24 protein-coding genes and 1 tRNA gene are annotated in these 22,569 nt (G+C 61.8%); 4 read left to right on the top strand and 21 right to left on the bottom strand.

All coding sequences use genetic code 11. The annotated features are described in order from the left end of the window. The 5 genes from H7X45_RS06395 to H7X45_RS06375 form a co-directional block, all read right to left on the bottom strand. The gene (locus tag H7X45_RS06395; protein WP_187336673.1) at positions 1–1,560 is read right to left on the bottom strand and encodes a carboxylesterase/lipase family protein; all 1,560 of its coding nucleotides are present in this window, start codon (positions 1,558–1,560) and stop codon (positions 1–3) included. Then, positions 1,547–2,563 carry a sugar kinase gene (locus H7X45_RS06390; protein WP_187336672.1) on the bottom strand — a complete coding sequence of 339 codons (1,017 nt, stop codon included), beginning with the start codon at positions 2,561–2,563 and terminating at the stop codon, positions 1,547–1,549. The genes H7X45_RS06395 and H7X45_RS06390 overlap by 14 nt, the downstream gene beginning before the upstream one ends. Further along, positions 2,560–3,327 (bottom strand): 2-dehydro-3-deoxy-D-gluconate 5-dehydrogenase KduD, encoded by a 768-nt coding sequence (gene kduD, locus H7X45_RS06385; protein WP_187336671.1) that lies wholly within the window; start codon positions 3,325–3,327, stop codon positions 2,560–2,562. Before kduD ends, H7X45_RS06390 begins: the two co-directional genes overlap by 4 nt. 66 nt (positions 3,328–3,393) lie before the next feature. Then, positions 3,394–4,026: an RpiB/LacA/LacB family sugar-phosphate isomerase gene (locus H7X45_RS06380; protein WP_187336670.1), complete on the bottom strand. Its 633-nt coding sequence runs from the start codon at positions 4,024–4,026 to the stop codon at positions 3,394–3,396. 137 nt (positions 4,027–4,163) lie between these two features. After that, complete coding sequence (locus H7X45_RS06375; RefSeq protein ID WP_187336669.1) at positions 4,164–5,189, bottom strand: LacI family DNA-binding transcriptional regulator; 1,026 nt, start codon at positions 5,187–5,189, stop codon at positions 4,164–4,166. Positions 5,190–5,529: 340 nt separating this feature from the next. Here H7X45_RS06375 and H7X45_RS06370 point away from each other — a divergent pair, with 340 nt between their 5' ends. Beyond that, a complete protein-coding gene (locus H7X45_RS06370) occupies positions 5,530–6,183 on the top strand; it encodes a 2-keto-4-pentenoate hydratase (protein WP_246449771.1) in 654 nt (217 codons plus the stop codon). A 49-nt stretch (positions 6,184–6,232) separates the two neighbouring features. Continuing rightward, on the top strand, positions 6,233–6,418 hold the full coding sequence (locus H7X45_RS06365) for a hypothetical protein (protein WP_187336667.1): 186 nt from the start codon (positions 6,233–6,235) through the stop codon (positions 6,416–6,418). A 241-nt stretch (positions 6,419–6,659) separates the two neighbouring features. Here H7X45_RS06365 and H7X45_RS06360 read toward each other — a convergent pair. The 5 genes from H7X45_RS06360 to H7X45_RS06340 all read right to left on the bottom strand — a co-directional run bounded on the left by H7X45_RS06360 (position 6,660) and on the right by H7X45_RS06340 (position 11,581). After that, positions 6,660–6,735: transfer RNA gene (locus tag H7X45_RS06360), tRNA-Thr, on the bottom strand. A gap of 80 nt (positions 6,736–6,815) precedes the next feature. Continuing rightward, positions 6,816–7,688 carry a hypothetical protein gene (locus tag H7X45_RS06355; protein ID WP_187336666.1) on the bottom strand — a complete coding sequence of 291 codons (873 nt, stop codon included), beginning with the start codon at positions 7,686–7,688 and terminating at the stop codon, positions 6,816–6,818. Positions 7,689–7,697: 9 nt separating this feature from the next. Further along, positions 7,698–9,089, bottom strand: coding sequence for a serine hydrolase domain-containing protein (locus H7X45_RS06350; protein WP_187336665.1), 1,392 nt, complete (start codon positions 9,087–9,089; stop codon positions 7,698–7,700). After that, positions 9,070–10,386 (bottom strand): replication-associated recombination protein A, encoded by a 1,317-nt coding sequence (locus H7X45_RS06345; RefSeq protein WP_187336664.1) that lies wholly within the window; start codon positions 10,384–10,386, stop codon positions 9,070–9,072. The genes H7X45_RS06350 and H7X45_RS06345 overlap by 20 nt, the downstream gene beginning before the upstream one ends. 46 nt (positions 10,387–10,432) lie before the next feature. Then, positions 10,433–11,581: a glycosyltransferase family 4 protein gene (locus H7X45_RS06340; RefSeq protein WP_187336663.1), complete on the bottom strand. Its 1,149-nt coding sequence runs from the start codon at positions 11,579–11,581 to the stop codon at positions 10,433–10,435. 95 nt (positions 11,582–11,676) lie between these two features. On the opposite strand from H7X45_RS06340, the gene H7X45_RS06335 reads away from it, so the two are divergent. After that, on the top strand, positions 11,677–11,907 hold the full coding sequence (locus H7X45_RS06335) for a hypervirulence associated TUDOR domain-containing protein (protein ID WP_187336662.1): 231 nt from the start codon (positions 11,677–11,679) through the stop codon (positions 11,905–11,907). A gap of 21 nt (positions 11,908–11,928) precedes the next feature. Then, complete coding sequence (locus H7X45_RS06330) at positions 11,929–12,573, top strand: MOSC domain-containing protein (protein ID WP_187336661.1); 645 nt, start codon at positions 11,929–11,931, stop codon at positions 12,571–12,573. A 46-nt stretch (positions 12,574–12,619) separates the two neighbouring features. Here the strand turns inward: H7X45_RS06330 and H7X45_RS06325 are convergent, their stop codons facing one another. From H7X45_RS06325 to H7X45_RS06275, 11 genes are all read right to left on the bottom strand, one after another. Further along, positions 12,620–13,534, bottom strand: a complete 915-nt coding sequence (locus H7X45_RS06325; RefSeq protein WP_187336660.1) for a hemolysin family protein — start codon at positions 13,532–13,534, stop codon at positions 12,620–12,622. A 53-nt stretch (positions 13,535–13,587) separates the two neighbouring features. Then, the gene (gene ybeY, locus H7X45_RS06320) at positions 13,588–14,085 is read right to left on the bottom strand and encodes an rRNA maturation RNase YbeY (RefSeq protein WP_187336659.1); all 498 of its coding nucleotides are present in this window, start codon (positions 14,083–14,085) and stop codon (positions 13,588–13,590) included. 58 nt (positions 14,086–14,143) lie between these two features. Next, entirely contained in the window at positions 14,144–16,510 is a 2,367-nt protein-coding gene (locus H7X45_RS06315) for a calcium-binding protein (protein WP_187336658.1), read from the bottom strand. 49 nt (positions 16,511–16,559) lie between these two features. After that, the gene (locus H7X45_RS06310; protein WP_187336657.1) at positions 16,560–17,552 is read right to left on the bottom strand and encodes a PhoH family protein; all 993 of its coding nucleotides are present in this window, start codon (positions 17,550–17,552) and stop codon (positions 16,560–16,562) included. Continuing rightward, a complete protein-coding gene (gene miaB, locus H7X45_RS06305) occupies positions 17,552–18,874 on the bottom strand; it encodes a tRNA (N6-isopentenyl adenosine(37)-C2)-methylthiotransferase MiaB (RefSeq protein ID WP_187336656.1) in 1,323 nt (440 codons plus the stop codon). The genes H7X45_RS06310 and miaB overlap by 1 nt, the downstream gene beginning before the upstream one ends. A 70-nt stretch (positions 18,875–18,944) precedes the next feature. Further along, entirely contained in the window at positions 18,945–19,784 is an 840-nt protein-coding gene (locus tag H7X45_RS06300) for a lysophospholipid acyltransferase family protein (RefSeq protein WP_425498182.1), read from the bottom strand. Beyond that, positions 19,768–20,190: a Fur family transcriptional regulator gene (locus H7X45_RS06295; protein WP_187336654.1), complete on the bottom strand. Its 423-nt coding sequence runs from the start codon at positions 20,188–20,190 to the stop codon at positions 19,768–19,770. Before H7X45_RS06295 ends, H7X45_RS06300 begins: the two co-directional genes overlap by 17 nt. A gap of 115 nt (positions 20,191–20,305) precedes the next feature. After that, positions 20,306–20,713, bottom strand: a complete 408-nt coding sequence (locus tag H7X45_RS06290; protein ID WP_198095627.1) for a Ros/MucR family transcriptional regulator — start codon at positions 20,711–20,713, stop codon at positions 20,306–20,308. Positions 20,714–20,849: 136 nt separating this feature from the next. Continuing rightward, the gene (gene rimI, locus H7X45_RS06285; RefSeq protein WP_187336652.1) at positions 20,850–21,260 is read right to left on the bottom strand and encodes a ribosomal protein S18-alanine N-acetyltransferase; all 411 of its coding nucleotides are present in this window, start codon (positions 21,258–21,260) and stop codon (positions 20,850–20,852) included. Positions 21,261–21,298: 38 nt separating this feature from the next. Then, positions 21,299–21,919 carry a tRNA (adenosine(37)-N6)-threonylcarbamoyltransferase complex dimerization subunit type 1 TsaB gene (tsaB, locus tag H7X45_RS06280; RefSeq protein ID WP_246449767.1) on the bottom strand — a complete coding sequence of 207 codons (621 nt, stop codon included), beginning with the start codon at positions 21,917–21,919 and terminating at the stop codon, positions 21,299–21,301. 22 nt (positions 21,920–21,941) lie between these two features. Further along, entirely contained in the window at positions 21,942–22,541 is a 600-nt protein-coding gene (locus H7X45_RS06275) for a malonic semialdehyde reductase (protein ID WP_187336650.1), read from the bottom strand. Positions 22,542–22,569: the final 28 nt, after the last annotated feature.

The following is a 22,569-nucleotide window of genomic DNA, read 5'->3' as shown; positions in this document are numbered from 1 at the left end:
TCAGCTGCCCGGCTGAATATAGGGTGCGCGCGACCATAGTTCGCGCTGCCAGCCACGGGGGTCGGGCACGACGCGGATCGCGTCTTCGCCGATGACCAGCGTATCGCGATCGGGAAGGGTATAAGCTGTCCAGCCGGCCAGGCCGGGCGTTCCGTTCCGGGCGAGGCCGGAAAAGGCGCGGATCATGGCCGTGCTGATGGCGCGCGCGCGCGCATCCGTGCCGGAATAACTGCCCGGTGCGTCGAGCGTGCCGAAAACATAGGGGATATCGTCGGTATGGGCGGCCCCGCGCAGAGGATCGATCGGCGAAGGGCGGTCGAGCTGATAGACCCAGCTTTTCTCCGCGCCCGCCTTCGCACGCTCGTCCGCTTCGATCACCTGCCCGGGCCAGCTGCGGCCGGCGGTGGTGGCGGCATAGAACAGCTGTGCGGGCGACCAGTCCGGAAAGTGGCGTCGGTATTGCGCGACCACCCAATCGCCGGGCAGATCGATCTTGATATGGCGTTCCAGTCGATCGGCTATGTTCGTCCAGTCGAGCCCCGTTGCCACCGGTCCGCGCGGATCGATAAATGCGCGGGTTTCCTGGGCAGTGTTCCCTAGGATCATCGGAATATCGAGCGATTGCGGCGCGGCATCCGGCCAGAAGGGGTGGCGCGGAAGGTTGCTCATGTCGAGCACAGGGCCGAAATACAGGCTTCCGCCTAGGATAGGGTCGGTCGCGCCGAGACCCGCGACAAGCTGCTCGGTCGAAAGGTCGAGCAGGCGCGTAGCGTCATTTTCGCCGACCCCAACCTCTTTCAGGAAGGCGCGGGTGCGCTGCAGAGCGTGGCCCGGACCGCTGGCCGTGACTTGCTGTCCGCTCATGGTCGCGGCTGATTGAAACAAGCCGTCGGCGGCGGGCATGGCCATCAGTGTGGCGATCTTGGCACCGCCGCCCGATTGGCCGAATACCATCACGCGCGCCGGATCGCCCCCGAACGCCGCGATGTTCGCACGCACCCATTGGAGCGCACAGACGAGATCGAGCTGGCCGAGGTTGCCGCTATCCGCAAAGCGCTCGCCGAACGGCGCAAGCCAGCCATAGCCGAAGACGTTGAGCCGCTGATTGACGGTGACGACCACCACGTTGCCGCGTTCCGCCAGAACCGCGCCGTGGGTCAGGGGGTCGGTGACGGTGCCCGAATTGTAGGCTCCGCCATGGAAATAGACCATCACAGGTCGCCGTGCACGGCTCTCGGCCTCGGGCGTCCAGACGTTCAGGAAAAGGCAGTCCTCGCTCTGCGGTATCTCCTGCAAACCCGCCTGCGGTGCAATCGGTCTGAATTCATGCGCACTGATGGCCTCGCCCTCGAACGGGACTGGCGTGGGGCGGGCAAATCGCGAGGCGACCGCATAGCGAATGCCTTTGAAAGAGGCCACATTCCCTTCGCGCAGACCATGATAGCGCCCGGCGACAGGCACCGAACGCGCCGCGAATGCCGGCCCTGCGAACAGACCGGCACTGGCCACCAGGCTCAACCCGACGAAGCCGCGCCGATCGAGGCGCTCAGCGCCGGACATCGCCGCCTATTGCGAAGCTGTCCAACTCGGTACGCGTCATCTGGATGCTGTCTCCCAGTCGGCCATGCTTCATCGCCGCCAGGGCCAGTGCGCTCTCCGCCATGGCTTGCGCATCGGCTCCTTCCAGATAGCGCAGCAGCAGACCGGCAGCGAACGCGTCCCCCGTTCCAATGCGGTCGATCACCCCTTCGATGCGCAACTCGTCCGTTTGCCAATGATCGTCGCGCCGATCGACGCGGGCGGCCAACCGGTGGATGGAACCTGTCTCGACATGACGCGCGGTCGAAGCGATTATCTGAAGTCGTGGGAAGGCGGAAAAGGCTGCCTCCGCCGCTTCGCGCCTTCGCTCCGGTCCATCGCCCGAAAATGTACGGCCGAGCAGCAGGGAGATATCGCGGTGGTTGCCGATCAGGATCGTTGCGCACCCGACAAGCTCGCCAAGCGTTTCGCGGGGGCGAGAATCCCAGGCATCCCACAGATTGGCGCGATAATTGCCGTCGAAACATATTGGCACGCCCGCGGCCTCCGCGGCATCCTGCGCAGCCCGGGCCAGAGCAACGCCGCCATACCCCAGAGCGGGCGTGATGCCGGACATGTGAAGCAGGGCTGCCCCGTCCATGGCCGCAGCAAAATCGATGGCGTCCGGCGCGGACTCGGCGAACGCGCTGTACGCGCGATCATAGGTAACGCGCCCGGCCACCGGCCCGGCAGGCGGCTCGTAGAAATAAAGACCCATTCGGCCGGGGGCGTGCCCCGCGAACCGGGTATCGACTTCGGCCGCTGCCAGCGCACGGCGCGCTTTTTTACCGAGCGGATTGTCGGGCAAAACGGTCAGCATGCGGCTCGCGCGGCCAAGACTGGCGAGGGCAATGGCAACATTTGCCTCGGCGCCGCCGACATCGATTGTCATGCCTCCCGCCTCGGCCAGAGGGACGGCACCGCCCGGCGAGAGGCGGAGCAGCATTTCGCCGAAGCAGACGACGGCTCCGTCAGCGGTGCTCATCGCGCCAGCCAGCCGCCGTCCACGGCTAGCACCTGGCCTTGCACATAATCGGCGGCACGGCTGGCCAGGAACACGGCGGCCCCGCCGATATCTTCGGGGCGGCCCCAGCGGCCTTCCGGGATGCGCTCCACGATCTGGCGGTTGCGCGTTTCATCGGTCTGCAGCGCGGCGGTGTTGTTGGTGGCGATATATCCGGGGGCAATGGCGTTCACGTTGATGCCCCTGGGTGCCCATTCGTTTGCCATCAGCTTGGTAAGGCCACCCACGCCGCTCTTGCTTGCCGTGTAGCTCGGCACCCGTATGCCGCCCTGGAATGTCAGCATCGACGCGATGTTGATGATCTTGCCGCGTTGCCCGTCCTGGCTCGACCAACCGACCATATGGCGGGCGGCGGCTTGGCTGAGAAAGAACAGCGTCTTGAGATTGGTGTCCATCACCGCATCCCAATCGGCTTCCGAAAAGTCGAGGGCGTCGTCCCTGCGAATGATCCCGGCATTATTGACTAGGATGTCGAGCCGCCCCAGCCTGTCCACGACGCTCTCGATTACGTCGCCGACAGGCGCAATCGAGGAAAGGTCGGCGGAAACCAGCTCGCAGCGCCGCCCCATAGCCTTCACCTTGGCGGCGGTTTCGCTCGCCTCGCTGCGCCCCACCGCGGCGATGTCAGCCCCGGCTTGCGCCAACGCCAGCGCGATGCCCTGGCCGATACCGGTGTTCGCGCCGGTCACCACCGCCACGCGTCCGGTTAGATCGAATTGTTGCATGCGTCTCGTTCCTCTCCTGCCGCAGAGCTCGCGCGGCCCTGTCGGCGTTCCGACCCTACGAAGCCATCAAAGCTGGCGCAGATACTCCGCGATGTTCTCGTCCTGACAACTGGCGTAGAAATATTCGCCGAAGCGTGCGCCTGCGATGGTTGCCTTCAGGAGATCCTGATCGACGTTCTTGAGCACGGTCACCATGTCATGGGTCGCCGCTGCCTTGAAATCCTTTAGGATGCCGCGATTGGTCTTCATGATGGCAGCGCGCTCTTTGGGATAGCCTTCGCCCGGCGTGCCTTCGAACAGCTTACGGTAGCAATCCTGCAGGTTGAGCTCGGCTGCCCAGCCGAACCCCTTGGCATAGGGCATGGAGACCGCGTTGCCGGCATTGATCTGGCTGAAAAGAAAGGCGTCGGTCGGATCGATGACGAGCCCGCAGAACACGCCGGGCATCGCATTGCAGGCCAGCAACGATCCCATACCGGTGCCGCAGCCGGTCACGACGAAATCGGCCGCTTTCGAATTCAGCAGAATGCCGGTCAGAAGCCCGTTCATAATATAGGTCAGCGAGGCTTCGTCTTCCGCCGTATACATGCCGTAATTGTGCACTTCATGGCCCAGCGGCTCGGCGACGCTGGTGAGCGCTTCATGGATGATGCCGTTCTTGGCGGCCTGACTGTTCTCGGTAATGAGGGCGATTTTCATGCTGTCTCTCCTGCTCCAGTTCGGAGCGTTCGTACTTGAATTTGCTTTCCGGCTTGCAAAAGGCGCGCGCCCTTAGGAAACCGGTGTCATTACCCGTATAGCGATAGTCGGCAGCGAAATTCAACCATCTCTTCGCATCAGGCGTTGGAAGCAGGGGAGGCGACGGAGGCGCGCCGTACCAGGTCCGATCGGAAGCGGGATGGCTGCGTGCCGGCCTCCGCAGGATGGATCAGCTTCAGCGCTGCGGCGCGCGCCATTTCGGCAATCGGCCAGCCCACCGTAGTAAATGGCGGCCAGATATGAGCGGCGAGGGGCGAATCGTCGAAGCCGACCAGCGAAAGATCGTCTGGCACTGCCATCCCGCGCCGGCCCGCGACATGGAGTGCGCCGGCGGCCATTTCGTCATTGCCGGCGAAAATAGCAGTCGGCCGCGGCGATATAGCCAGCAATTGCTCCGCCGCGGCGAGGCCGGATTCAAAGGTGTAGTGACCGGGAGCGAGCATCTCCGGCCGTACCTCGAGACCGTGCCGCTTCATCGCTGCCAAGAAACCGTCGGAACGTTCGCGCGCGGAGCGGAAACCTTCCGGGCCCTCGATCATGGCGATCCGCCGATGGCCCATTTCCACCAGATAATCGACCGCGCGCTCTACTGCTTCGCGATCGTTCGACTCCACCATATGTTCCGGGGCGTCCAGTTCCGCCGATCCCATGCGCACATAGCCGCAGCCAACTTCGCGGCAGAGCTCTGCCAAGGCATCGTCTTCTGAAATCGGCGGCAGGATCATCACGCCGAACGGTCGCTGCATTTCCAGGAAATGACGGATATCGTCCAGCATGGCGGGCGAATGGCGATTCACGGGACGCACCACCAAGGCGAATTCGGTATCGGCGATGGCGTCCAGGACGCCTTCCTGAAAATTTAATACGGTTTGCGCATTCGGATTGTCGTGCAGCAAACCGAGCAGGAAATTGCGCCGGAGTGCGAGCGCGCGCGCCTGGGGATTGGGAACATAGCCGAGCTCCGCAATGACCGCTTCGACCTTGGCCCGTGTATCGGATTTCAGGAGCGGCGAACGATTGATGACTCGGCTGACCGTTTTCTTCGACACGCCCGCCATCCGAGCAACATCGTTGATCGTCGGCTGTTTATCCGATTGCGCCATTCGCTCCGCCAGCAATAGTTCTACACTCCTTGCTCCTAAGCAGGCCGACCGCTTTGCACAATCGCGCGGATTGTCGCGGTCCGGACAGGCTTTGGAAGCAATAGAGCCGAGCCACAATCAATTGACACCGGTTTCCTTCTTCGCCTAACCACGGTTGCGGTCGGCTATTATTCTGGCCTGGATAGGGGGCAGAGTGACATTCCAAACTGCAGCGGATTTGAATGCTGCCACCATTGCGCGTTCATTCGTCGACGCGCGAAAGTCCGGCGAGGCTTTAATCGCTTATCCCGGTGAGCGGCCTGGCGATCTTGCTGCTGCTTATAGGATCCAGGATGAGGCTTTGAAGCTGTGGGACCTATCGGTCGGCGGTTGGAAGGTGGGGCGCGTCGGCGAACCGACGGCCACCGAATTAGGTGCCGACCGCCTTGTCGGACCCATCTTTTCGAATACCATCGTCGAAGTCGGCTCTGCCGAATGCTCAATGCCTGTATTCAGGGACGGCTTTGCCGCCGCGGAAGCAGAATTCATGCTAAGGCTCGCCTCGCCCGATGGCCGCGCCCTGCCCGCGAACAATGAAGAGGCGATGGACTGGATCGATGACATACGCATCGGCATCGAAATCGCTTCATCGCCCTACAGCGACATCAATCGCGACGGGCCATGCGTTACCATTTCGGACCACGGCAACAATGCGGGCTTGATCCTGGGCCAACGCGTCGAGCGAGATCTCTGGAACGACCTGAATTCCATCGACGTGGCACTTGGCATCAATGGCGAAACAGTTGGCGAGGCCAGCGTCGCCACTATGCTCGACGGCCCATTCGGCGCGGCGCGGTTTCTGCTCGCCAATCTTCATGCCCGAGGGATCGAGCCACAGCCTGGCTGGTGGATTTCCAGCGGTGCCATCACCGGTGTGCATGAAGTCTGCCCGGATGATCGGATCGTCGCGCATTTCGGCAGTGTCGGAGAAGTGGCCTGCCGGATCGGACCATAAGGTGTTCTGTCTGTCGACAACATTTGGAGGAATTAGCGGCAAGCGTAGTATGAAAATCGACAAGGCGTTCGGGGTGTTGGGTCCCATGATATTCAGTCAGAAGCCGGTCGAGCGTATGACGCAGTTCGTTGTCGAAGAGCTGCTGAATCTGCTCCTGATCGATTACCGTTCCTGCTCCGATCATTGTCGTGACCTCCCCTTTCAGTTCCTCGAAGCGACCGGCCATCGAAATTGAGCGAAACCTGGCGTTCTGCGCGCTGCAGGTAGCGAGCGGGATGATAGCGACGTAATCGCCAACATTTTGCCAACGCGCCCGGCGCCTGAAATAGTAGCGACCGTTGCGACGCGAGCTGTAGGGGATCTTGGACATGAGCAGGGCGTCCAGCAGAGGGCGAGGACACCCATGCGTCACAGAGTGTGCCACATGTGATTCGCCGCAGGTTGAAAGCGTTCTTTTTAGGGGCTTACGAGAGAAATGGTGCCGGTTGCAGGATTCGAACCCGCGACCTTCGGTTTACAAAACCGCTGCTCTACCAACTGAGCTAAACCGGCCCGTGCCTGTGCAAGACTGCCAGATGGGCTGTGCACGCGATTAGGGCAGGGGGCGGGCGCTCGACAAGGGTTTTGTGCGTTTATCGAATGCCGAAGGTCCAGCCTTCCAACTGCGCGATCCGCCCGCTCATTCCCTCTGGGCTCCACAGGCCTTGCATTTGTACCGCTTCGCGCAGCCAGGCGGCGGTGATCAGTGCGTCGGTCGCGTGATCGTCATAGCGGGCGAGCGGCGGGCAATCGGGGGAGCCGAGCGCCGTAAGCGCCATGCGCAAACCCTCGGCGTCGCGCACCTTGCTGCGCCCCTTGCCCACGCCTGCTGCGCGCGCGGCGAGGCTAGTGTAGATCTCGATCAGCAGCGGCCCCTCGTCCGGCACCGGATCGAACGGCCAGAAGGGGATCGCGCCGTCCAGTGCGTGCAACATGCGCATGCCGGTGAGCGAGCTTTTGCCCACCTGTCCCGCGCCGACCAGGTTGAAGCAGGACCAGCTATTTGCTTGGCCGGTGGCGCGTTGATGTCGTTCCACTTCGCGCAGCCGTCCGATGCCGCCGCCGAAGCGATCGCCCTCGCGCCCGCCATGGCGGCGGAAATAACGGCTGGCCTCGAGGTGATCGACGAAGCTGTTGGCGGACATGTGCGGATCGTCCGCTGCAATCCGCTCCACCAGCGCCCAGAGCGCCCGCGGATCGGCGGGGCTTTCGCTCCAGCCGGGAAAGTATGCGCCGGTGTCCAAAAAGGGGAAGGTGGGCGAAAGATCGAGCCCGATGACGATGTCCGCCTTCGCCTTGGCAAGCGAGCGCAGCCAATCGAGGATGCCGCCGCGTGTCCATCCGCCCTCAGGTTCGATCAGCGCTGGCGGCCCGCTTTCCCGGGCAATCGCCACCGCCAGCCCTTTAGGCTGGGCGACGGCTTGTCCGGACCAATCGATGCAGGCAGTGGCAGCGAAACGGCGCAAACGGGCCTACTAGCGCGCCGTGGACGCCAGCACGGCGGCGGTGAAGGCGGCAATGTCGAAACGGTTCTCGCTGGTGTCATAGCCGCGTCGCACGATCACCATGTCGCGCGAGGGGATGATGACGAGATATTGCCCGCGATTGCCCATCGCCGCGAATGCATCCGCGGGTACGCCCTCGCTATGGTTCATCAACCAGAACGTGGCACCATAGCCGAAAGCGCCCTCCGGCTGCGGACCGCTGGGTCTGCTGACGAACTCCCGCCAGTTCTCGGGCAGTAGCCGTTCACCGTTCCACATTCCGTCGTTCAGATAGAGTTGTCCGAGCCGGGCGAGATCGCGCGAGGTGGTCCAGACCTGGCTGGACAGGATGAAATTGCCGCGCCAGTCGGTTTCCGCGATGGTTCGCGTCATGCCGAGCTTGCGGAAGAAGGAGAGAGGGTATGCCAGGCGGCTGTCCTCGGGCAAGCGTTCGTACACCGCGCGCCAGGCGTCCAGTATATCGTTGTTGGCGTAGCGGAAGCGGCTGCCGGGCGCGTGGAGCAGCGGCCAGTGCGCGGCGCGCGGAAAGGCTGCGGTGCCACCCATATAGACCGGATCTGTGCGGTTGCCCGCGGTGTCGCTGTAGAACCCGCTCGCCATACGCATCAGATTGTCGAGCGTGATGGCGCCGCGCGGATCTGCGGGATCGCGCCATTGGGCAAGCAGCGCGGACTGCGAAGGATCGATCACGCCTTCCAGAACCGCATGGCCGATCAGCGTGCCGCCGATCGATTTTGCGACCGACCAGGTGCGCTGCGATGTGTGTAGGTCGAAGTCGGGCTTGTAGTGCTCCGCCACGATTTTTCCGCCGCGAAGAACGAGGGCGGCGCTGCTCGCCCCGCCGAAGTCTCCAGCCAGCGCGCGGGCTGCGACGGCCGGCACAGCCTTATCGGGTTCCAAGGCACCGGCATCGCCCATCGGCCAAGGCCGCTCGTCGAAGTGATGGAAGGCAATATCCCTCGCTAATCGCGGCAGCTTATCGCCATCCGCCGGATCGGTACCGATCGGCATACTGGCGCAGCCCAGCCCGGCGCGCCACTGCGCGGTGCGCGGCGGCATGTCGGTGTCGAACGCCACCCGTACCTGACCCGCGGTCTCGTCGATCTCGGCGGTCAGGGTTGGGACGATGTCCGCGATCCGTTCGTAGATGCCGGTGAGTTCGTCCGCCTCGATCTGATTCGCGCTCTTTCCGCCGTTCCATAGGCCGGAGCACAGGAACTGCGCTTTGTACCCCGCCGCCATCGCACGGTCATAGCGCGCATCGTCGGCCGTCTGCTGCGCCTGTGCGGCCCCTGCGAAAAGCAGCGCCCCGGTCAGAGCGAGCGTGCACCGCCGTGCTGTCTTAAGGTTGTTCCCGCTCATTCTTCATCCTCTCCCAATAGGCCATTCGCTCGGTCACCTTGCGTTCGAAGCCTCGGTCCGTCGGCGTGTAATAGCGTTCCGGCTCCATCTCTTCGGGCCAGTAGTTCGCGCCGGAAAAGCCGCCCTCGGCGTCATGATCATAGGCATAGCCTTTGCCGTAGCCGAGTTCCTTCATCATCTTGGTGGGCGCGTTGACGATGTTCATCGGCGGCATCAGCGATCCGGTCTGTTTCGCCGATTTCCACGCCGCTTTCTGCGCCTTGTAGGCCGCATTGGATTTGGCCGCGGTGGCGCAATAGAGGCAGGCCTGTGCGATGGCGAGCTCCCCCTCGGGAGAGCCGAGAAACTCATAGGCTTCCTTTGCGGCAAGGCACTGCACCAGCGCCTGCGGATCGGCGAGGCCGATATCCTCGCTGGCGAAACGGGTGATGCGGCGCAGCACGTAAAGCGGTTCCTCGCCCGCCACCAACATCCGCGCGAGATAATAGAGCGAGGCCTGCGGATCGGAACCGCGCATCGATTTGTGGAGCGCGGAGATGAGATTGTAATGCCCCTCGCGGTCCTTGTCGTACACCGGCACCCGGCGGTGGAGCAGCGTGGCCATAGCGCCGGGCTCCAGCGGCTCCTCGATCCGGCTGTTGTAAAGCGTTTCGGCCTGGTTGAGCAGAAAGCGCCCGTCGCCGTCCGCACTCGCCACCAACGCCTCGCGTGCATCACCGGTGAGCGGCAGCGGTTCCCCTTTCTCGGCTTCCGCCCGGTCCAGCAGGACGTTGAGCGCCTCCGGCCCTAGCCGGTGCAGCACCAGCACCTGTGCGCGGCTGAGCAATGCGGCATTGAGTTCGAAGCTCGGGTTTTCGGTGGTTGCGCCGACCAACGTCACCACCCCGCGCTCCACGAACGGTAGGAAGCCGTCCTGCTGCGCGCGGTTGAAGCGGTGGATTTCGTCTACGAAGAGCAGCGTCTTTTTGCCGGTCTTCGCCATCTGGTCGGCCTCGGCGAACGCCTTTTTCAAATCCGCGACGCCGGAGAAGACTGCGCTGATCGCCTTGTAATGCATGCCTACGCTGCCCGCGAGCAGCTGCGCGATGGTGGTCTTGCCGGTGCCGGGCGGGCCCCATAAAATCATCGAACCGAGCTGGCCTGCGCGCACCATCCGCCCGATCGCGCCGTCTGGTCCGGTCAGATGATCCTGGCCCACCACCTCTTCCAGCGTCTTCGGGCGCAGGCGATCGGCGAGCGGTGCGTTCTCGCGCGTCTGCTGTTCCTGCGGCTCATCACCGGCGAAAAGATCATCCATGCGCGCCAATCTAGGGCGGGTGTCGGCGGATCGCCAGCCGCGCCGTTCAGCCCTTCGCGGCCATCAGCTCGTGATAAGCGTCCAGCACGGCCTGATTGACGCGCGGCCAGACATGGTCCTGCATCCGTTGATGGCCAAGCTTGCCGAATCGGCGGCGCATCGCAGCGTCCCGCGCCAGCCGTTCGATCGCATCGGCATAAGCGCTCACGTCGCGCGGCGGCACGAGGAATCCGGTCTCCCCTTCAACCACCAGGTCCATCGCGCCAGTCGCGCGGGCGGCAACCACCGGCACACCGCACGCCATCGCCTCCGAAGTCACATTGCCGAAGGTTTCGGTCACCGAAGGATTGAAGAACACGTCCATCGACGCCACTGCGCGGCCCAAAGCATCGCCCGACTGGAAGCCGGTGAAAATCGCGTCGGGCACCTGTTCGGCAAACCAGTCACGCGCCGGCCCTTCGCCCACTACGAGCACCTTGTGGGGCACGCCGCGCCGAGTGAGCTCGCGCGCCACTTCAGCAAAAATATCGAGCCCTTTTTCCAGGACCAGCCGGCCCAGAAAGCCGATCGCCGGTACATCATCTGAGATGCCCAGGCTGCGGCGCCAATCGAGGTCGCGGCGCGCCGGATTGAAGCGATCGTGATCGACCCCGCGCGACCAGATGCCGATTGGTGTCGTAACGCCCCAGCCAGCGATCAGCTCGGCGATTGAAGGGCCGGGCACCATTACCCGGTCGAACTTGTTGTAGAAGCGCGTCAGCCGCCGGATCAGCCAGGGTTCGATGAAGCCCAGCCCGTAATAGCGCGGATAGGTCTCGAACCTTGTGTGGAGCGAGGCGAGCGTCGGGATGCCGCGTTTGCGCGCCCAGGCGACGGCGGCATGGCCGAGAAATTCGGGCGCGGACACATGGACGAGGTCTGGCGCGAACGCTTCCAGGTCCTTGCGCGGTGTCTTGGGCAGACCGAGGGCAATCTTGTATTCGCCGCGTCCGCCGGGGACGGGCAGGGCAGGGACTTTCACCAGATCGCCCTCGGGTTCGAAAGCAGGTGTGTTGGTGGTCGGCGAATAGATGCGCACGTCCACCCCAGAGTCGATGAGGTGGCGGACCAGCTTATTCAGCGCTTGGTTGGCGCCATCGCGGACATAGTTGTAGTTGCCGCTGAACAGGGCAACGCGAAGCTGATCCTTTTCCATATGCGCGAGCTTTGAGCATTGAGGGCCGCATTTGCCAACTGGAACTTTGCGGAGGCCGGGGCGCTTCACCCCCCGATCATCGAAAGGAAAACCCCATGTCCAACAGCAACAGCTTTCAGACCAACCAATATGTCGAATGGGACTGGGGCAATGGCACGGCCAAAGGCCAGATCGAGGAGCGCTTCGAAAAGGAAGTGACCCGCACGATCGACGGCTCGGAAATCACACGCAAGGGCGATGAAGATAATCCGGCTTATCTGATCAAACAGGAAGATGGTGATAAGGTACTAAAACGCGGCTCGGAATTACGCGCCGCCAAAGACTGAGCGTTTGAGGGGAGGGGAAGAATGCAATCGAAGGTCGAAGGCCTTTTCATCGGCACGCCTAAGCCGTTTCGCGGCGATAGCGCGAGTGCCATCGCGCGCGATCCCGTCGAAGGGCCGGTGGAACTGGGGTGGACCGGGTTCGAAGGCGACCAGGTGGCCGACCCGGTCCACCATGGCGGCTGGGACAAGGCGGTGCATCTCTACCCATCCGATCACTACCCCTTCTGGCGCAAGAAACTGCCCGACCATGACCGGCTGAGGCGCTTCGGCGCGTTCGGCGAGAACATCACCGCGCCCGGTTTTGCTGAACACGAGGTGAAGATCGGCGATCGCTTCCGGATGGGTGATGCGCTCGTGGAAATCAGCCATGGCCGCCAGCCTTGCTGGAAGCTGGACCATCATTTCGGGCGGCCGGATATGATGGCGACCATCGTCAACACCGGCCGCTCCGGCCTTTATCTGCGGGTGATCGAACAGGCCGCGGTGGCGGCGGGGGATGCGATCGAGCGCACCGAACGACCCGATCATGACTGGACCGTTGCCCGCGCTTTTGCGCTCCTGATCCAGCCTGGCAAGCGTGATCCCGGCGCGCTTAAGGATCTCGCACAGCTGGAAACGCTAGCCGAAGCCTGGCGTCAACGCGCTCGAGGTTTGGCGGGAGGGTAAGTCTGGCGCCAGCGTTAGACCTCTCCGCGCAGGCGGAGAGGCACATTTACGCTTCGGGATCGTCCTCGATCACCGGCTTGTGCAGCCGCAGCCTCGTCACGCGCTTTTCATCGCCATCGAGGATTTCGAGTTTCCAGCCGCTGGGATGCTCCAGAATTTCGCCGGCTTCCGGCACCCTGCCGGCCAGCACGAAGGCGAGGCCGCCCAGCGTATCGACATCCTCCGGGACATCGGCCAATTCGGGCGCGACTTCCTTGCCCAGATCTTCCAGTTCGATGCGGGCATCGGCTTCCCACATGCCGCCGTCCAGCTCGGTCAGCTGCGGCTCGGGCTCGTCATCATGCTCGTCCTCGATTTCTCCGACGATTTCCTCGACCAGATCCTCGATCGTGACGATGCCCTCGGTGCCGGAATATTCGTCCAGCACGATGGCGAGATGGGTCCGCGTGGCACGCATTTCGGCCAGCAGATCGAGCACGCCCATCGATTCGGGCACGAAGCGCGGCTGCCGGATCAGCCCGCCGATGCCCTGCGGATTGGGCTTCTCGCTGGCCAGAATCGCGAACGCGTCGCGAATGTGGATCATGCCGATGATGTCATCGAGATTGTCGCGATAGACCGGCAGGCGGCTATGGCCATGCTCGCAGATCATCGCGACCAGATCGTCGAAGCTCGCATTTTCCTCTATGGCGATGATATCCGCGCGCGGCACGGAGACATCGTCCGCCGTATGCTCGCTGAAATGCAGCAAGTTGCGCAGCATCTCGCGCTCGACGCGGCTAAGGTCGCCGGCATTCGCACCGGTCGGCGCGTCGTCGTCGTCCTCATGCTCGTCGATCGCTTCTTCAAGCTGCTCGCGGAGAGAGGGTTCGTGGTCCGATTTGAACAGCAGGGCCTTCAGGCCCTGCCATATTCGTCCGCCGCTTTCGTCGTCGGCGTGATTGGTGCTGTCGTCTGGCATCGCCGGAAGCTGTGCTGCCCCTTCTGTGTTTTCAAGCTGCCCCGGTTCGGGCGTTAGGAATATGGATTGGCAAGGCCGAGCGTGGCAAGTGCTTTCACTTCCAGCTCCTCCATCCGCGCGGCATCGGCTTCGTTCTGATGGTCGTAATCGAGCAGATGAAGCGTGCCGTGCGCAATCAGATGCGTAGCGTGCTGGGCCATCGTGACGCCCTTTTCCTCGGCCTCGCGCGCGCATGTCTCGCGCGCCAGGATGATGTCGCCGAGCAGCGCTTCGCCGTCATCGCTGTTTTCGAGCGATTGGAGCAGATCGGGTTGTACCATCGGGAAGCTGAGGACATTGGTGGGCTTGTCCTTGCCGCGATAAGTGGCGTTCAGGCCCTGAACCTCGTCATCGTCCGACAGCTTAACCGCCACTTCGACGTCCACCTGCTTGTCGATCAGGTTCGCGAAAGGACTGACGCCTAGCGCCGCACGCACCGCGCGCCACGCCAGATCGATCCATTCCTGCTCATCGCCCCAGCCAGGGCCCACCGCGGTTTCTACGTTCAGCATAGCCTGATCGTACTTAGGCATCCTTGGCCGCGTGGGCCAGTGCAAACAGTCTGTCAGGTTAAGGCGCGATCAACATGAAGTTTTCGGCCGAAAGGTCGAGCCCTTTGGGCAATATCGCAAACAGAGGTATTTCGCCTGCCGGACTACCGGCGTTGCCACTTATGAAATATTGAAGCTCGCCAGTTTCCGGATTGTAGATAATCCGCTGTTCTGCGGTAGTCGGCCCGGCGCCAATCCCGAACTGCGCATCGCTAAGCGCGCCCGGCTCGTCAAGATTATCGCGATAAGCAACACGAAAATAATTAAGCTCGATGTAAATCTTGTCTTCTGCCGGATTGAAGTCCGTCAGATAGTTGGGTGACGAATACGTGTTCGTGCCAGGCGTTCGAGTCCGAAGAAATACCTGGAAGATGTCTGCGCCCTCTCCACCGGTCATGGTGGTGTTGATCGTCCCCACCAAATAGTCGTTACCCGTCCCGCCATCGATTGAGGCTGAGCCGGCGATATAGTCGTTACCGGCACCCCCTCTGGCGACCGACAGATTATATCCGTTAGCACCGCTGCGATCGATCACATCGTCGAAACTTGTGCCGATGAGCTCTTGCGCGAAAGGAGCCGGTCTGTTGGGCTGCGGCGGTTCGGCAATCAGGATCTGGTCGCTGGCCGTACGCACGCCCTCATCCGGTTTGACCACGATGCCTTGCCCGAGTTGAGAGAAATCTAGGGTTCCGGGCAAGGATGCGGTTTCGAAAGCAATAGACGGCAGGACTCCGTTGGAAGTATTCGGACCGAAAATTAGATCGTAGAAATAGCCAAGTCCATAAGGTTCGAAGGTGAGTGTAGTTACGCTTTCAGGTATCTGAGTTCCGGTCCCAATTGCATTTCCAATCAGATAGGTGCCCGGTGTATCGATTGTTAGAACTTCCGGCTGAATGTCAGCCGCAACGATTCTGAGGTCGCTGGCGGTCAGACCTGTGCCGATCTGCGCAAATTGAATGGCTGCGCCCGATCCGTTTCCGTCCGCATCGTATGAGAGAGCGCCGGTTTCAGAGTTATAGATGATGCGGTCATCCGCATCGGCTGCTGCCGCGCCGATTGCAATGCTGCTGGAAGCGAGTGGGCCTCCCGCTATTGCCGTGAAAGCCTTCGTATCCAGAAGGATGACGTCGGCGCCGTTATTATAGTCCTGGATGGTCACCACGGCGCCCGCCGTCGGCGTTGCCGTAAAGCGGAACACATCGTCTCCGGCAAAACCGATCAGCGTGTCCGATCCGCCACCGCCGTCCAGTCGGTTGGCACCGAAATTCCCGATGACCAGATTGTTCAGTTCATTGCCCGTCAGGTTCATGGCGAGCGTGGAATTGTGCTGGTGCGTGGAAAGGGTCTCCACTTCCACTCCGGCCGCAAGCTGGTAATTACCGCTCGTAAAGATGATGTCGTTTCCGCCGCCGGCACTTTCCAGGACAACGTCTCTTTGGCCGAAGATACGATAGGTGTCGTCTCCGTCCAGTCCGATAAGCGTATCGCCCTTGACGAGTTCGGATCCACCGCCGTTCAAGACATTGTTGCCGTAGTCACCGATGATCCGCTGCGTCAGTTCGTTGCCGAGCAGGTACATCGATGTGGACTGACCCTGATCGGCCGCCGAAATGGTCTCGACATGGCTTCCGGCAGAAAGATAGAAATCGCCGCTTGTATAGACAGTGTCATTTCCACCGTCCTTCGTTTCGATCACGCTCTCGCCTTGGCCATAGACTCGGTAAGTATCGTCCCCGGCAAGGCCGATAAGCGTATCGGCTCCGCCACCGCCATTCAAAATATTCTTGGCAGAACCGCCGACGATGGTCTGGGCAAAAGCATTGCCGGTCAGGTTGAAAGCTAGGCCTTGCGAAGCCGTCTGAAGCGCGAGATATTCCACGGAAGCCTGAGGCGCGAGGACATAGCTCTGGTTGGCGAAGACGCGATCATATCCTTCGCCAGCTGCCTCCCTGACGACCGCGTTGGCGCTGTAAACATAATAGGTGTCGTCGCCGCGAAGTCCAATCAGCGTGTCGTCACCGCCCCGTCCATCCAGCGAGTTGTTACCGAAATTGCCGACGATCGTCTGCGCACCGGTATTGCCGGCCAGATTGATCGGATCGAGTCCCGAATGATCGGCAGTGGACAGATATTCGATATTGGCTTGTTCGGTCAGCCCATAGCTGACGAAAGTGAGGACGCTGTCATTGCCGGCATTGGAGCTCTCGACGATCCGAGTCGCCGGATCATAAATGATGTAGGTGTCATCGCCAGAAAGGCCTTCCAGCTGGTCTCCCGGCTCTCCTTTCAGAACATCATTCCCACTCGTGCCGGTAATCGTAGTCATACGCGATCTCTCCAATACTTCGGAAAGGGTAATACCAAACCACGTAAACCGATAGGCCAATTTCGCCCAAATTTAAAGCTAAGTAAGAATAGGTCCTTCAGCGCTAGAACTAATGGCCCGTCCCTTCATAGGCATCCACGATCTTGCCGACCAGCGGGTGGCGGACGACGTCTGCCGAGGTGAAGCGGCTGACCGAGATATTCTCCACGTCCTGAAGGCGGGATACGGCATCGGCAAGGCCGCTCATGCCCTCGCCGGGCAAATCGACCTGCTTGGGGTCGCCGCAGATGACCATGCGGCTGCCCATGCCGAAGCGAGTGAGGAACATCTTCATTTGCGCTGGCGTGGTGTTCTGCGCCTCGTCCAGAATAACGAATGCATCGGCCAGCGTACGCCCGCGCATGAAGGCGAGCGGGGCGATCTCGATCTCGCCGCTGGCGATGCGCCGCTCCACCTGCTCGGCGGGCAGGGTGTCGTACAGCGCGTCGTAAAGCGGGCGGAGATAGGGATCGACCTTCTCCTTCATATCGCCCGGCAAGAAGCCTAGTCGCTCGCCCGCCTCTACCGCAGGACGCGAGAGAATCAGACGATCGACCTGCCCGGTGATGAGCATGGCGACCGCCTGTGCCACCGCCAGATAGGTCTTGCCGGTGCCTGCCGGGCCAAGCGCAAAGATGATCTCGTCGCGGGCGAGCGCTTCCATATAGGGCACTTGCCCTGCCGAGCGCGGCACGATGGTTTTCTTGCGCGTGCGGATCATGACGCGCGGGATATCGCGCTCTTCCTTGCGCACGATGCCGTCCAGCGTGGGCTCGTCAGACATGGCGATCGCCGCCTCGACCAGCCCGGTGTCGATTTCCTCCCCGCGCATCACGCGGCTATAGAGCCCGATCAGCACGTCGCGCGCGCGCGCGGCGGCGGCGGCCTCACCTTCAATCTGTACCTTGTTTCCGCGCGCCGCGATGTAGACGGCGAGGCGATTTTCGATCGCCACCAGATTGCGATCGAACTCCCCGAACAGCGGCACCAGCAAATGCGGCTTGTCGAACTCGATCTCGAGCCGCGTGCGATCGCCAGCCCGTGCCTGCTCCTTACGCGCCATCAGGCAGCTTCTCTCATTACGGCTTCTCCCGCCAAGCTATTGGGGCCTGCTTCCTTTAAATCGACCGTCATAAGATCACCGATCGCAGCGTCAGGATGGGATACCACCACCGATTGCAGCCATGGCGATTTGCCGATCAGTTGGCCCGGATGACGGCCCTTGCGTTCCAGAAGGATCTCGCAGCGCCGGCCGACGCTGGCGGCGTTGAATGCCTGCTGATCCTGATTGAGCTGCGCCTGAAGCCGCTGGAGTCGCTCGTCCATCACCTCGGGCGCGATCTGATCGTCCATGTCGGCGGCCGGCGTGCCGGGGCGTGGGCTGTATTTGAAGCTGAAGGCTTGGGCGTAACGGGTTGCGCGCACCAGCTCGAGCGTCGCCTCGAAATCTTCCTCGGTCTCGCCGGGGAAGCCGACGATGAAATCCCCAGAGAGCGCGATGTCCGGGCGCACGGCGCGCACACGGTCCAGCAGCTTCAGGTAACTGGCGCTCGTATGGCTGCGGTTCATGGCCTTCAGTATGCGGTCGGACCCCGACTGAACGGGCAAGTGTAGGAACGGCATCAACTCGGGCACTTCGCCATGTGCGGCGATCAGCCCTTCGCTCATGTCGTTGGGATGGCTAGTGGTGTAGCGGATGCGGGCGAGGCCCGGGATGTCGGCAAGAGCGCGGATCAGGCCGTCGAGGCCCTGTTGGCGTCCCTTATCATCTTCCGCTTCCCAGGCATTGACGTTCTGGCCAAGCAGCGTGATCTCTTTCGCGCCGCCGTCGACCAGCGCCTTGGCTTCGTCGATCAGCGCGCCCCAGGGACGGCTGATTTCGGCGCCGCGAGTATAGGGGACGACGCAATAGGTACAGAATTTGTCGCAGCCTTCCTGCACCGTCAGAAAGGCGGTGGGGCGCGGCTGGGTGCCGCGTTTCGGCAGCGCGCCGAATTTGGAAATGGCGGGCATGTCGGTGTCCAGCGCCTTGGCGCCGCCCTGCGCCTCACGCAGTAATTCCGGCAGGCGGTGATAGGCTTGCGGCCCAACCACCACGTCAACAGACGGCGCGCGTTTCGCAATTTCCGCGCCTTCGGCCTGTGCCACGCAGCCGGCCACCGCGATCATCGGTTTCGATCCGTCCTCGCGCCGCAACCGGCCGATTTCGGAATAGACCTTCTCGGCCGCCCGTTCGCGAATATGGCAGGTGTTGAGGATAACGAGATCGGCATCGGCCTTGTCGCTCGCCGTCATGCCTTGTGCTTCCATCAGCTCGGCCATGCGCTCGCCATCATAGACGTTCATCTGGCAGCCGAAGCTTTTGACGTGATAAGTCTTTGTCATAGAGGCGGGGATATAGTGCGGCGGCGCGTCGCAGTCGACCTTTGGAACGATGGCGAGGATCTGACCGCGCTCAATGCGCCGTAAATTCCCGCAAAGGTTTGCCCAGTGCCTCCACCAGGGCCGCCTCGATCCGTGCGCGGCTTTCGGCGGCGATCTTTTTGCGGCCCGGAAAATCATGCGGATCGAACGGATCGAGGAAGTTCACCGTCATCGGGAAACTGCCCTTGCGCGCCAGCAGGCGAATCGCGTTGTCCTTGCCGGTCTCCACGCCGATCCAGCTGATCTCCTCCGACACCGCGCCGTAATCGAGCATGACCGGCTGAACATAGACCCCGGCGGGCGGTGGTTCGAGCACTTTGAGCATGGGCGTCTTGAACGGCTTCAGGCTGTGCCCGTCAGTGGTCGTGCCTTCCGGAAAAACGGTAATCGACCAGTTTTCGGCAATCGTCTCGCGAAGCAGATTGATCTGCTCGGCAACGCCCAGGCGATCCTCGCGGCTAACGAACACCGTGCGGTTCAAGGTGGAGAGCCAGCCGACCACGGGTGCCTCGCGTATCTCCGCCTTGGCAACGAAGGCGGTGCCGCTGGCACCCGCCAGAGCCAAAATATCAATCCAACTGATATGGTTCGAAATATAGAACACATCGCGCCGCAGCGGTACGCCGACGGTGCGCACGCGCGCGCCGCAGATGCGCGCGGTCGTGCCTAGAAACAGGCGCGGCCAGGGGGAGGGAAGACGGAAAAGGCGCCAGAGATAGTGGAGCGGAACCGCGATCAGCGCGGCGAAGAACATCGCAATGACGCGGGCCGTTAGTCGAAGCCAGCCGGCGATCGTTATCCGCGGTGGAATGCCCCCCGCGGGATCGCCTTTGTCGAGATCGAGCGGGGCGTCGTCAGTCCTTGCGGTCAAGGGCGACGCCATAAAGCTCCATGCGGTGATCGACCAGACGATAGCCAAGTTTCTCGGCGATCTGCTTTTGCAGCGCTTCCAGCTCGGGATCGACGAACTCGACAACCTTGCCGCTTTCAACGTCGATCAGATGGTCGTGATGCGCTTCCGGGGAAGCTTCATAGCGTGCGCGCCCGTCACCGAAATCGTGGCGATCGAGAATGCCGGCGTCCTCGAACAGGCGCACGGTGCGATAAACGGTGGCGATGGAGATTTTCGGATCGATCTCGGAAGCGCGCTTGTACAACTCTTCGACGTCCGGATGGTCGTCCGAGTCAGAGATGACGCGGGCGATCGTGCGTCGCTGGTCGGTGATGCGAAGGCCGCGTTCGGCACACAAAGCTTCCAGATCGATCTTGGTGTGCATTTTACTCATCTTGCCAGGAAAGGGGCCGGGTTCAGCGTCAATCTAAGCCCGGCACCCTTGCTGTCAATGGTCGTGGGCGGCGCCCCCAAAGCGCCGCTTATGGCCGATCATGCAATCAGCTGTCGGCCTTCTTCCGGCCACCCTTCTTGCGGCCCAGGCCGATGTCCTTGGCCAGCTGACGGCGCTGTTCGGCATAGGCCGGCGCGACCATCGGATAGTCGGCGGGCAGGCCCCATTTTGCGCGATAATCTTCCGGCGTCATATCATAATGGGTGTTGAGGTGACGCTTCAGCATCTTCAGCTTCTTGCCGTCCTCAAGACACACAATGTAATCGCGCTTGATCGAATTCTTGATCGGAACGGCCGGCTCCGGCGGCGTTTCTTCCTGCGTCTGGCCATTCAGGCCGGCCAGTGCTTCGTGAACGTTGGAGATGATCAGCGGGAGATCGGAAACCGCAACGCTATTGTTGCTCACATGGGCGGCCACAATGTCGGCCGTGAGCGTAATCAACGTTTCGCTCATCCCGTTATCGTCATGTTCCAATGGAAATTCCTTTTGTTCGGACTGTTTATTTTGAGGGGGGATTTTCGACTTAGAACGCATCCGAAACAGTGTCAATGATCCCAAAGTGGTAAATCACCAATATCGAGAGAATTTGTTACAGGATCACTGCAAGGGTTACTGCATCATGGCATTCACCATCATTGCCCCGATAGTACTGCGCCCGTCGCCCGATCGGCTTGAAGCCGAATTTGGAGTAAAGGGCCTGCGCAATATTGCCCTCGCGCATTTCCAGGAAGACTTTCGCGACCAAAGCGTCGCGCGATTGCGAAATCACATGTTCAAGCAATAAGCCGCCCACGCCCATCCGGCGAAATTCCGGATCAACCGCGATCAGCAGCAATTCGCATTCGTCGAATATCGTCCGGCTGATGGCAAATCCGCTCAGACGATGATCCTGTCGTGCCAGAAGCGTCTCGACACTGGGCAGCGCCAGCATTGATTCCAGCTGCCGGGCATTCCACGCCTCGCCAAATTCCGCGGGAAAGCTTTTCTCGATGATTTCCAATATGGCATCGCGATCCTCCGGCGTTCCCGGAATGATCATCATAACGCGGTACCCGGCAGACGCGCATCCGGACCGCGCACGTAAAGCGGGGAGGGCGCAAGCGGCTCCAACGCCGCGATCAAGGGCCATCTGGCCGCGTCGGGAACGAGATCGATTGCCGTTCCGCCCCCGCGTCTTGCGACGAACTCGTCTGCCGCGTCTCCGGCGATATACTGCGTTACGATATCACGGGCCGCCTCTTCGAACGGGACAGACCGCAGCGGGTCGAGCGCGCGAAGCGAGCGATCGAAGCGCTGCACGAAATATTCGCCGTGTCCGCCGATGGAAACCACTGCAATCTCATCCGGACGGTCATCGTCGGCAAAGGCCATCGCGGCCATTATGCTGACGGCACTATAGCCATGGCACTCCGTCCCCAGTGCGAAGGCGAGCGCGCGGGCCACCGAAATGCCGATCCTTACACCGGTAAAACTTCCCGGCCCGATATCGGTGATAACTCCGTCGATTTCGCCTAGTTCGCCCAGCTCGCCGATCATCGGCACCAGCCGCTCGGCATGGCCTCGTCCGATTAGCTCTGACCGGGAGGCAAGGCAGTCGGAATTTTCGAACAAGGCTGCGGAGCAGGCGGCAGTCGCACTGTCGATAACAAGTTTGCGCAAACCGCCGGCTCCGCGTGCTTTTTTAAAGAACGCTGTTGAAGCGATCGAACGCTGGACGCGGGCTGCGCTCGAAAAGCGTTTCGGGGTCGCCATAGCCGAGCGTCGAGATGAAGTTCGCCTTGAAATGCGGGGTGTCGCCGAAGAAGTCCGCGTTCACCGCTTCTGCGTTGAAGCCGGACATCGGGCCGGTGTCGAGGCCGAGTGCGCGTGCGGCGATGATGAAGTAGGCGCCCTGCAGGCTGGAATTACGGAACGCGCTTTCCTTGCGCTTTTCCAGATCGCCCTCGAACCAGCTTTTGGCGTCGGCATGCGGGAAGAGATCGGGCAGATGCTCGTGGAAATTCTCGTCCATACCGATGATGACGGCGGCCGGTGCATTGCGGACCTTGTCCGCATTGCCTTCGCTTGCATGGCCGGCCAGCCGCTCACGAGCATCATCGCTCAGGCACCAGATCATGCGGGCAGGCAGCTGGTTCGCCGAGGTCGGGCCCATCTTCATGAGCTCCCAGATCGCGTGCAACTGCTGCTCGCTTACTGCTTTGTCGAGATAACCATTATAGGTACGCGCCTCGCGGAAAATCTGGTCGAGTGCATGGTCGTCGAGAGGCTCGCGGATCGGCATGATGGTCTTATCCCTGTCTGGTCTTGAA

The organism is Novosphingopyxis iocasae (genome assembly GCF_014334095.1).
GTDB lineage: Bacteria > Pseudomonadota > Alphaproteobacteria > Sphingomonadales > Sphingomonadaceae > Novosphingopyxis > Novosphingopyxis iocasae.
This window is presented reverse-complemented; position numbering and strand designations above follow the sequence as displayed.

Excerpts from the sequence above, each read along its gene's own strand:
- miaB (WP_187336656.1), bottom strand. The coding sequence starts at position 18,874 with ATGACAAAGACTTATCACGTCAAAAGCTTCGGCTGCCAGATGAACGTC.
- ybeY (WP_187336659.1), bottom strand. The coding sequence starts at position 14,085 with ATGCTGAACGTAGAAACCGCGGTGGGCCCTGGCTGGGGCGATGAGCAG.
- H7X45_RS06310 (WP_187336657.1), bottom strand. The coding sequence starts at position 17,552 with ATGGCGCGTAAGGAGCAGGCACGGGCTGGCGATCGCACGCGGCTCGAG.
- H7X45_RS06340 (WP_187336663.1), bottom strand. The coding sequence starts at position 11,581 with ATGGAAAAGGATCAGCTTCGCGTTGCCCTGTTCAGCGGCAACTACAAC.
- H7X45_RS06325 (WP_187336660.1), bottom strand. The coding sequence starts at position 13,534 with ATGCCAGACGACAGCACCAATCACGCCGACGACGAAAGCGGCGGACGA.
- H7X45_RS06345 (WP_187336664.1), bottom strand. The coding sequence starts at position 10,386 with ATGGATGATCTTTTCGCCGGTGATGAGCCGCAGGAACAGCAGACGCGC.
- H7X45_RS06275 (WP_187336650.1), bottom strand. The coding sequence starts at position 22,541 with ATGCCGATCCGCGAGCCTCTCGACGACCATGCACTCGACCAGATTTTC.
- H7X45_RS06295 (WP_187336654.1), bottom strand. The coding sequence starts at position 20,190 with ATGCACACCAAGATCGATCTGGAAGCTTTGTGTGCCGAACGCGGCCTT.
- H7X45_RS06330 (WP_187336661.1), top strand. The coding sequence starts at position 11,929 with ATGCAATCGAAGGTCGAAGGCCTTTTCATCGGCACGCCTAAGCCGTTT.
- H7X45_RS06375 (WP_187336669.1), bottom strand. The coding sequence starts at position 5,189 with ATGGCGCAATCGGATAAACAGCCGACGATCAACGATGTTGCTCGGATG.
- H7X45_RS06395 (WP_187336673.1), bottom strand. The coding sequence starts at position 1,560 with ATGTCCGGCGCTGAGCGCCTCGATCGGCGCGGCTTCGTCGGGTTGAGC.
- H7X45_RS06290 (WP_198095627.1), bottom strand. The coding sequence starts at position 20,713 with ATGAGCGAAACGTTGATTACGCTCACGGCCGACATTGTGGCCGCCCAT.
- H7X45_RS06390 (WP_187336672.1), bottom strand. The coding sequence starts at position 2,563 with ATGAGCACCGCTGACGGAGCCGTCGTCTGCTTCGGCGAAATGCTGCTC.
- H7X45_RS06365 (WP_187336667.1), top strand. The coding sequence starts at position 6,233 with ATGAAAATCGACAAGGCGTTCGGGGTGTTGGGTCCCATGATATTCAGT.
- H7X45_RS06350 (WP_187336665.1), bottom strand. The coding sequence starts at position 9,089 with ATGAGCGGGAACAACCTTAAGACAGCACGGCGGTGCACGCTCGCTCTG.
- H7X45_RS06380 (WP_187336670.1), bottom strand. The coding sequence starts at position 4,026 with ATGAAAATCGCCCTCATTACCGAGAACAGTCAGGCCGCCAAGAACGGC.
- kduD (WP_187336671.1), bottom strand. The coding sequence starts at position 3,327 with ATGCAACAATTCGATCTAACCGGACGCGTGGCGGTGGTGACCGGCGCG.
- H7X45_RS06335 (WP_187336662.1), top strand. The coding sequence starts at position 11,677 with ATGTCCAACAGCAACAGCTTTCAGACCAACCAATATGTCGAATGGGAC.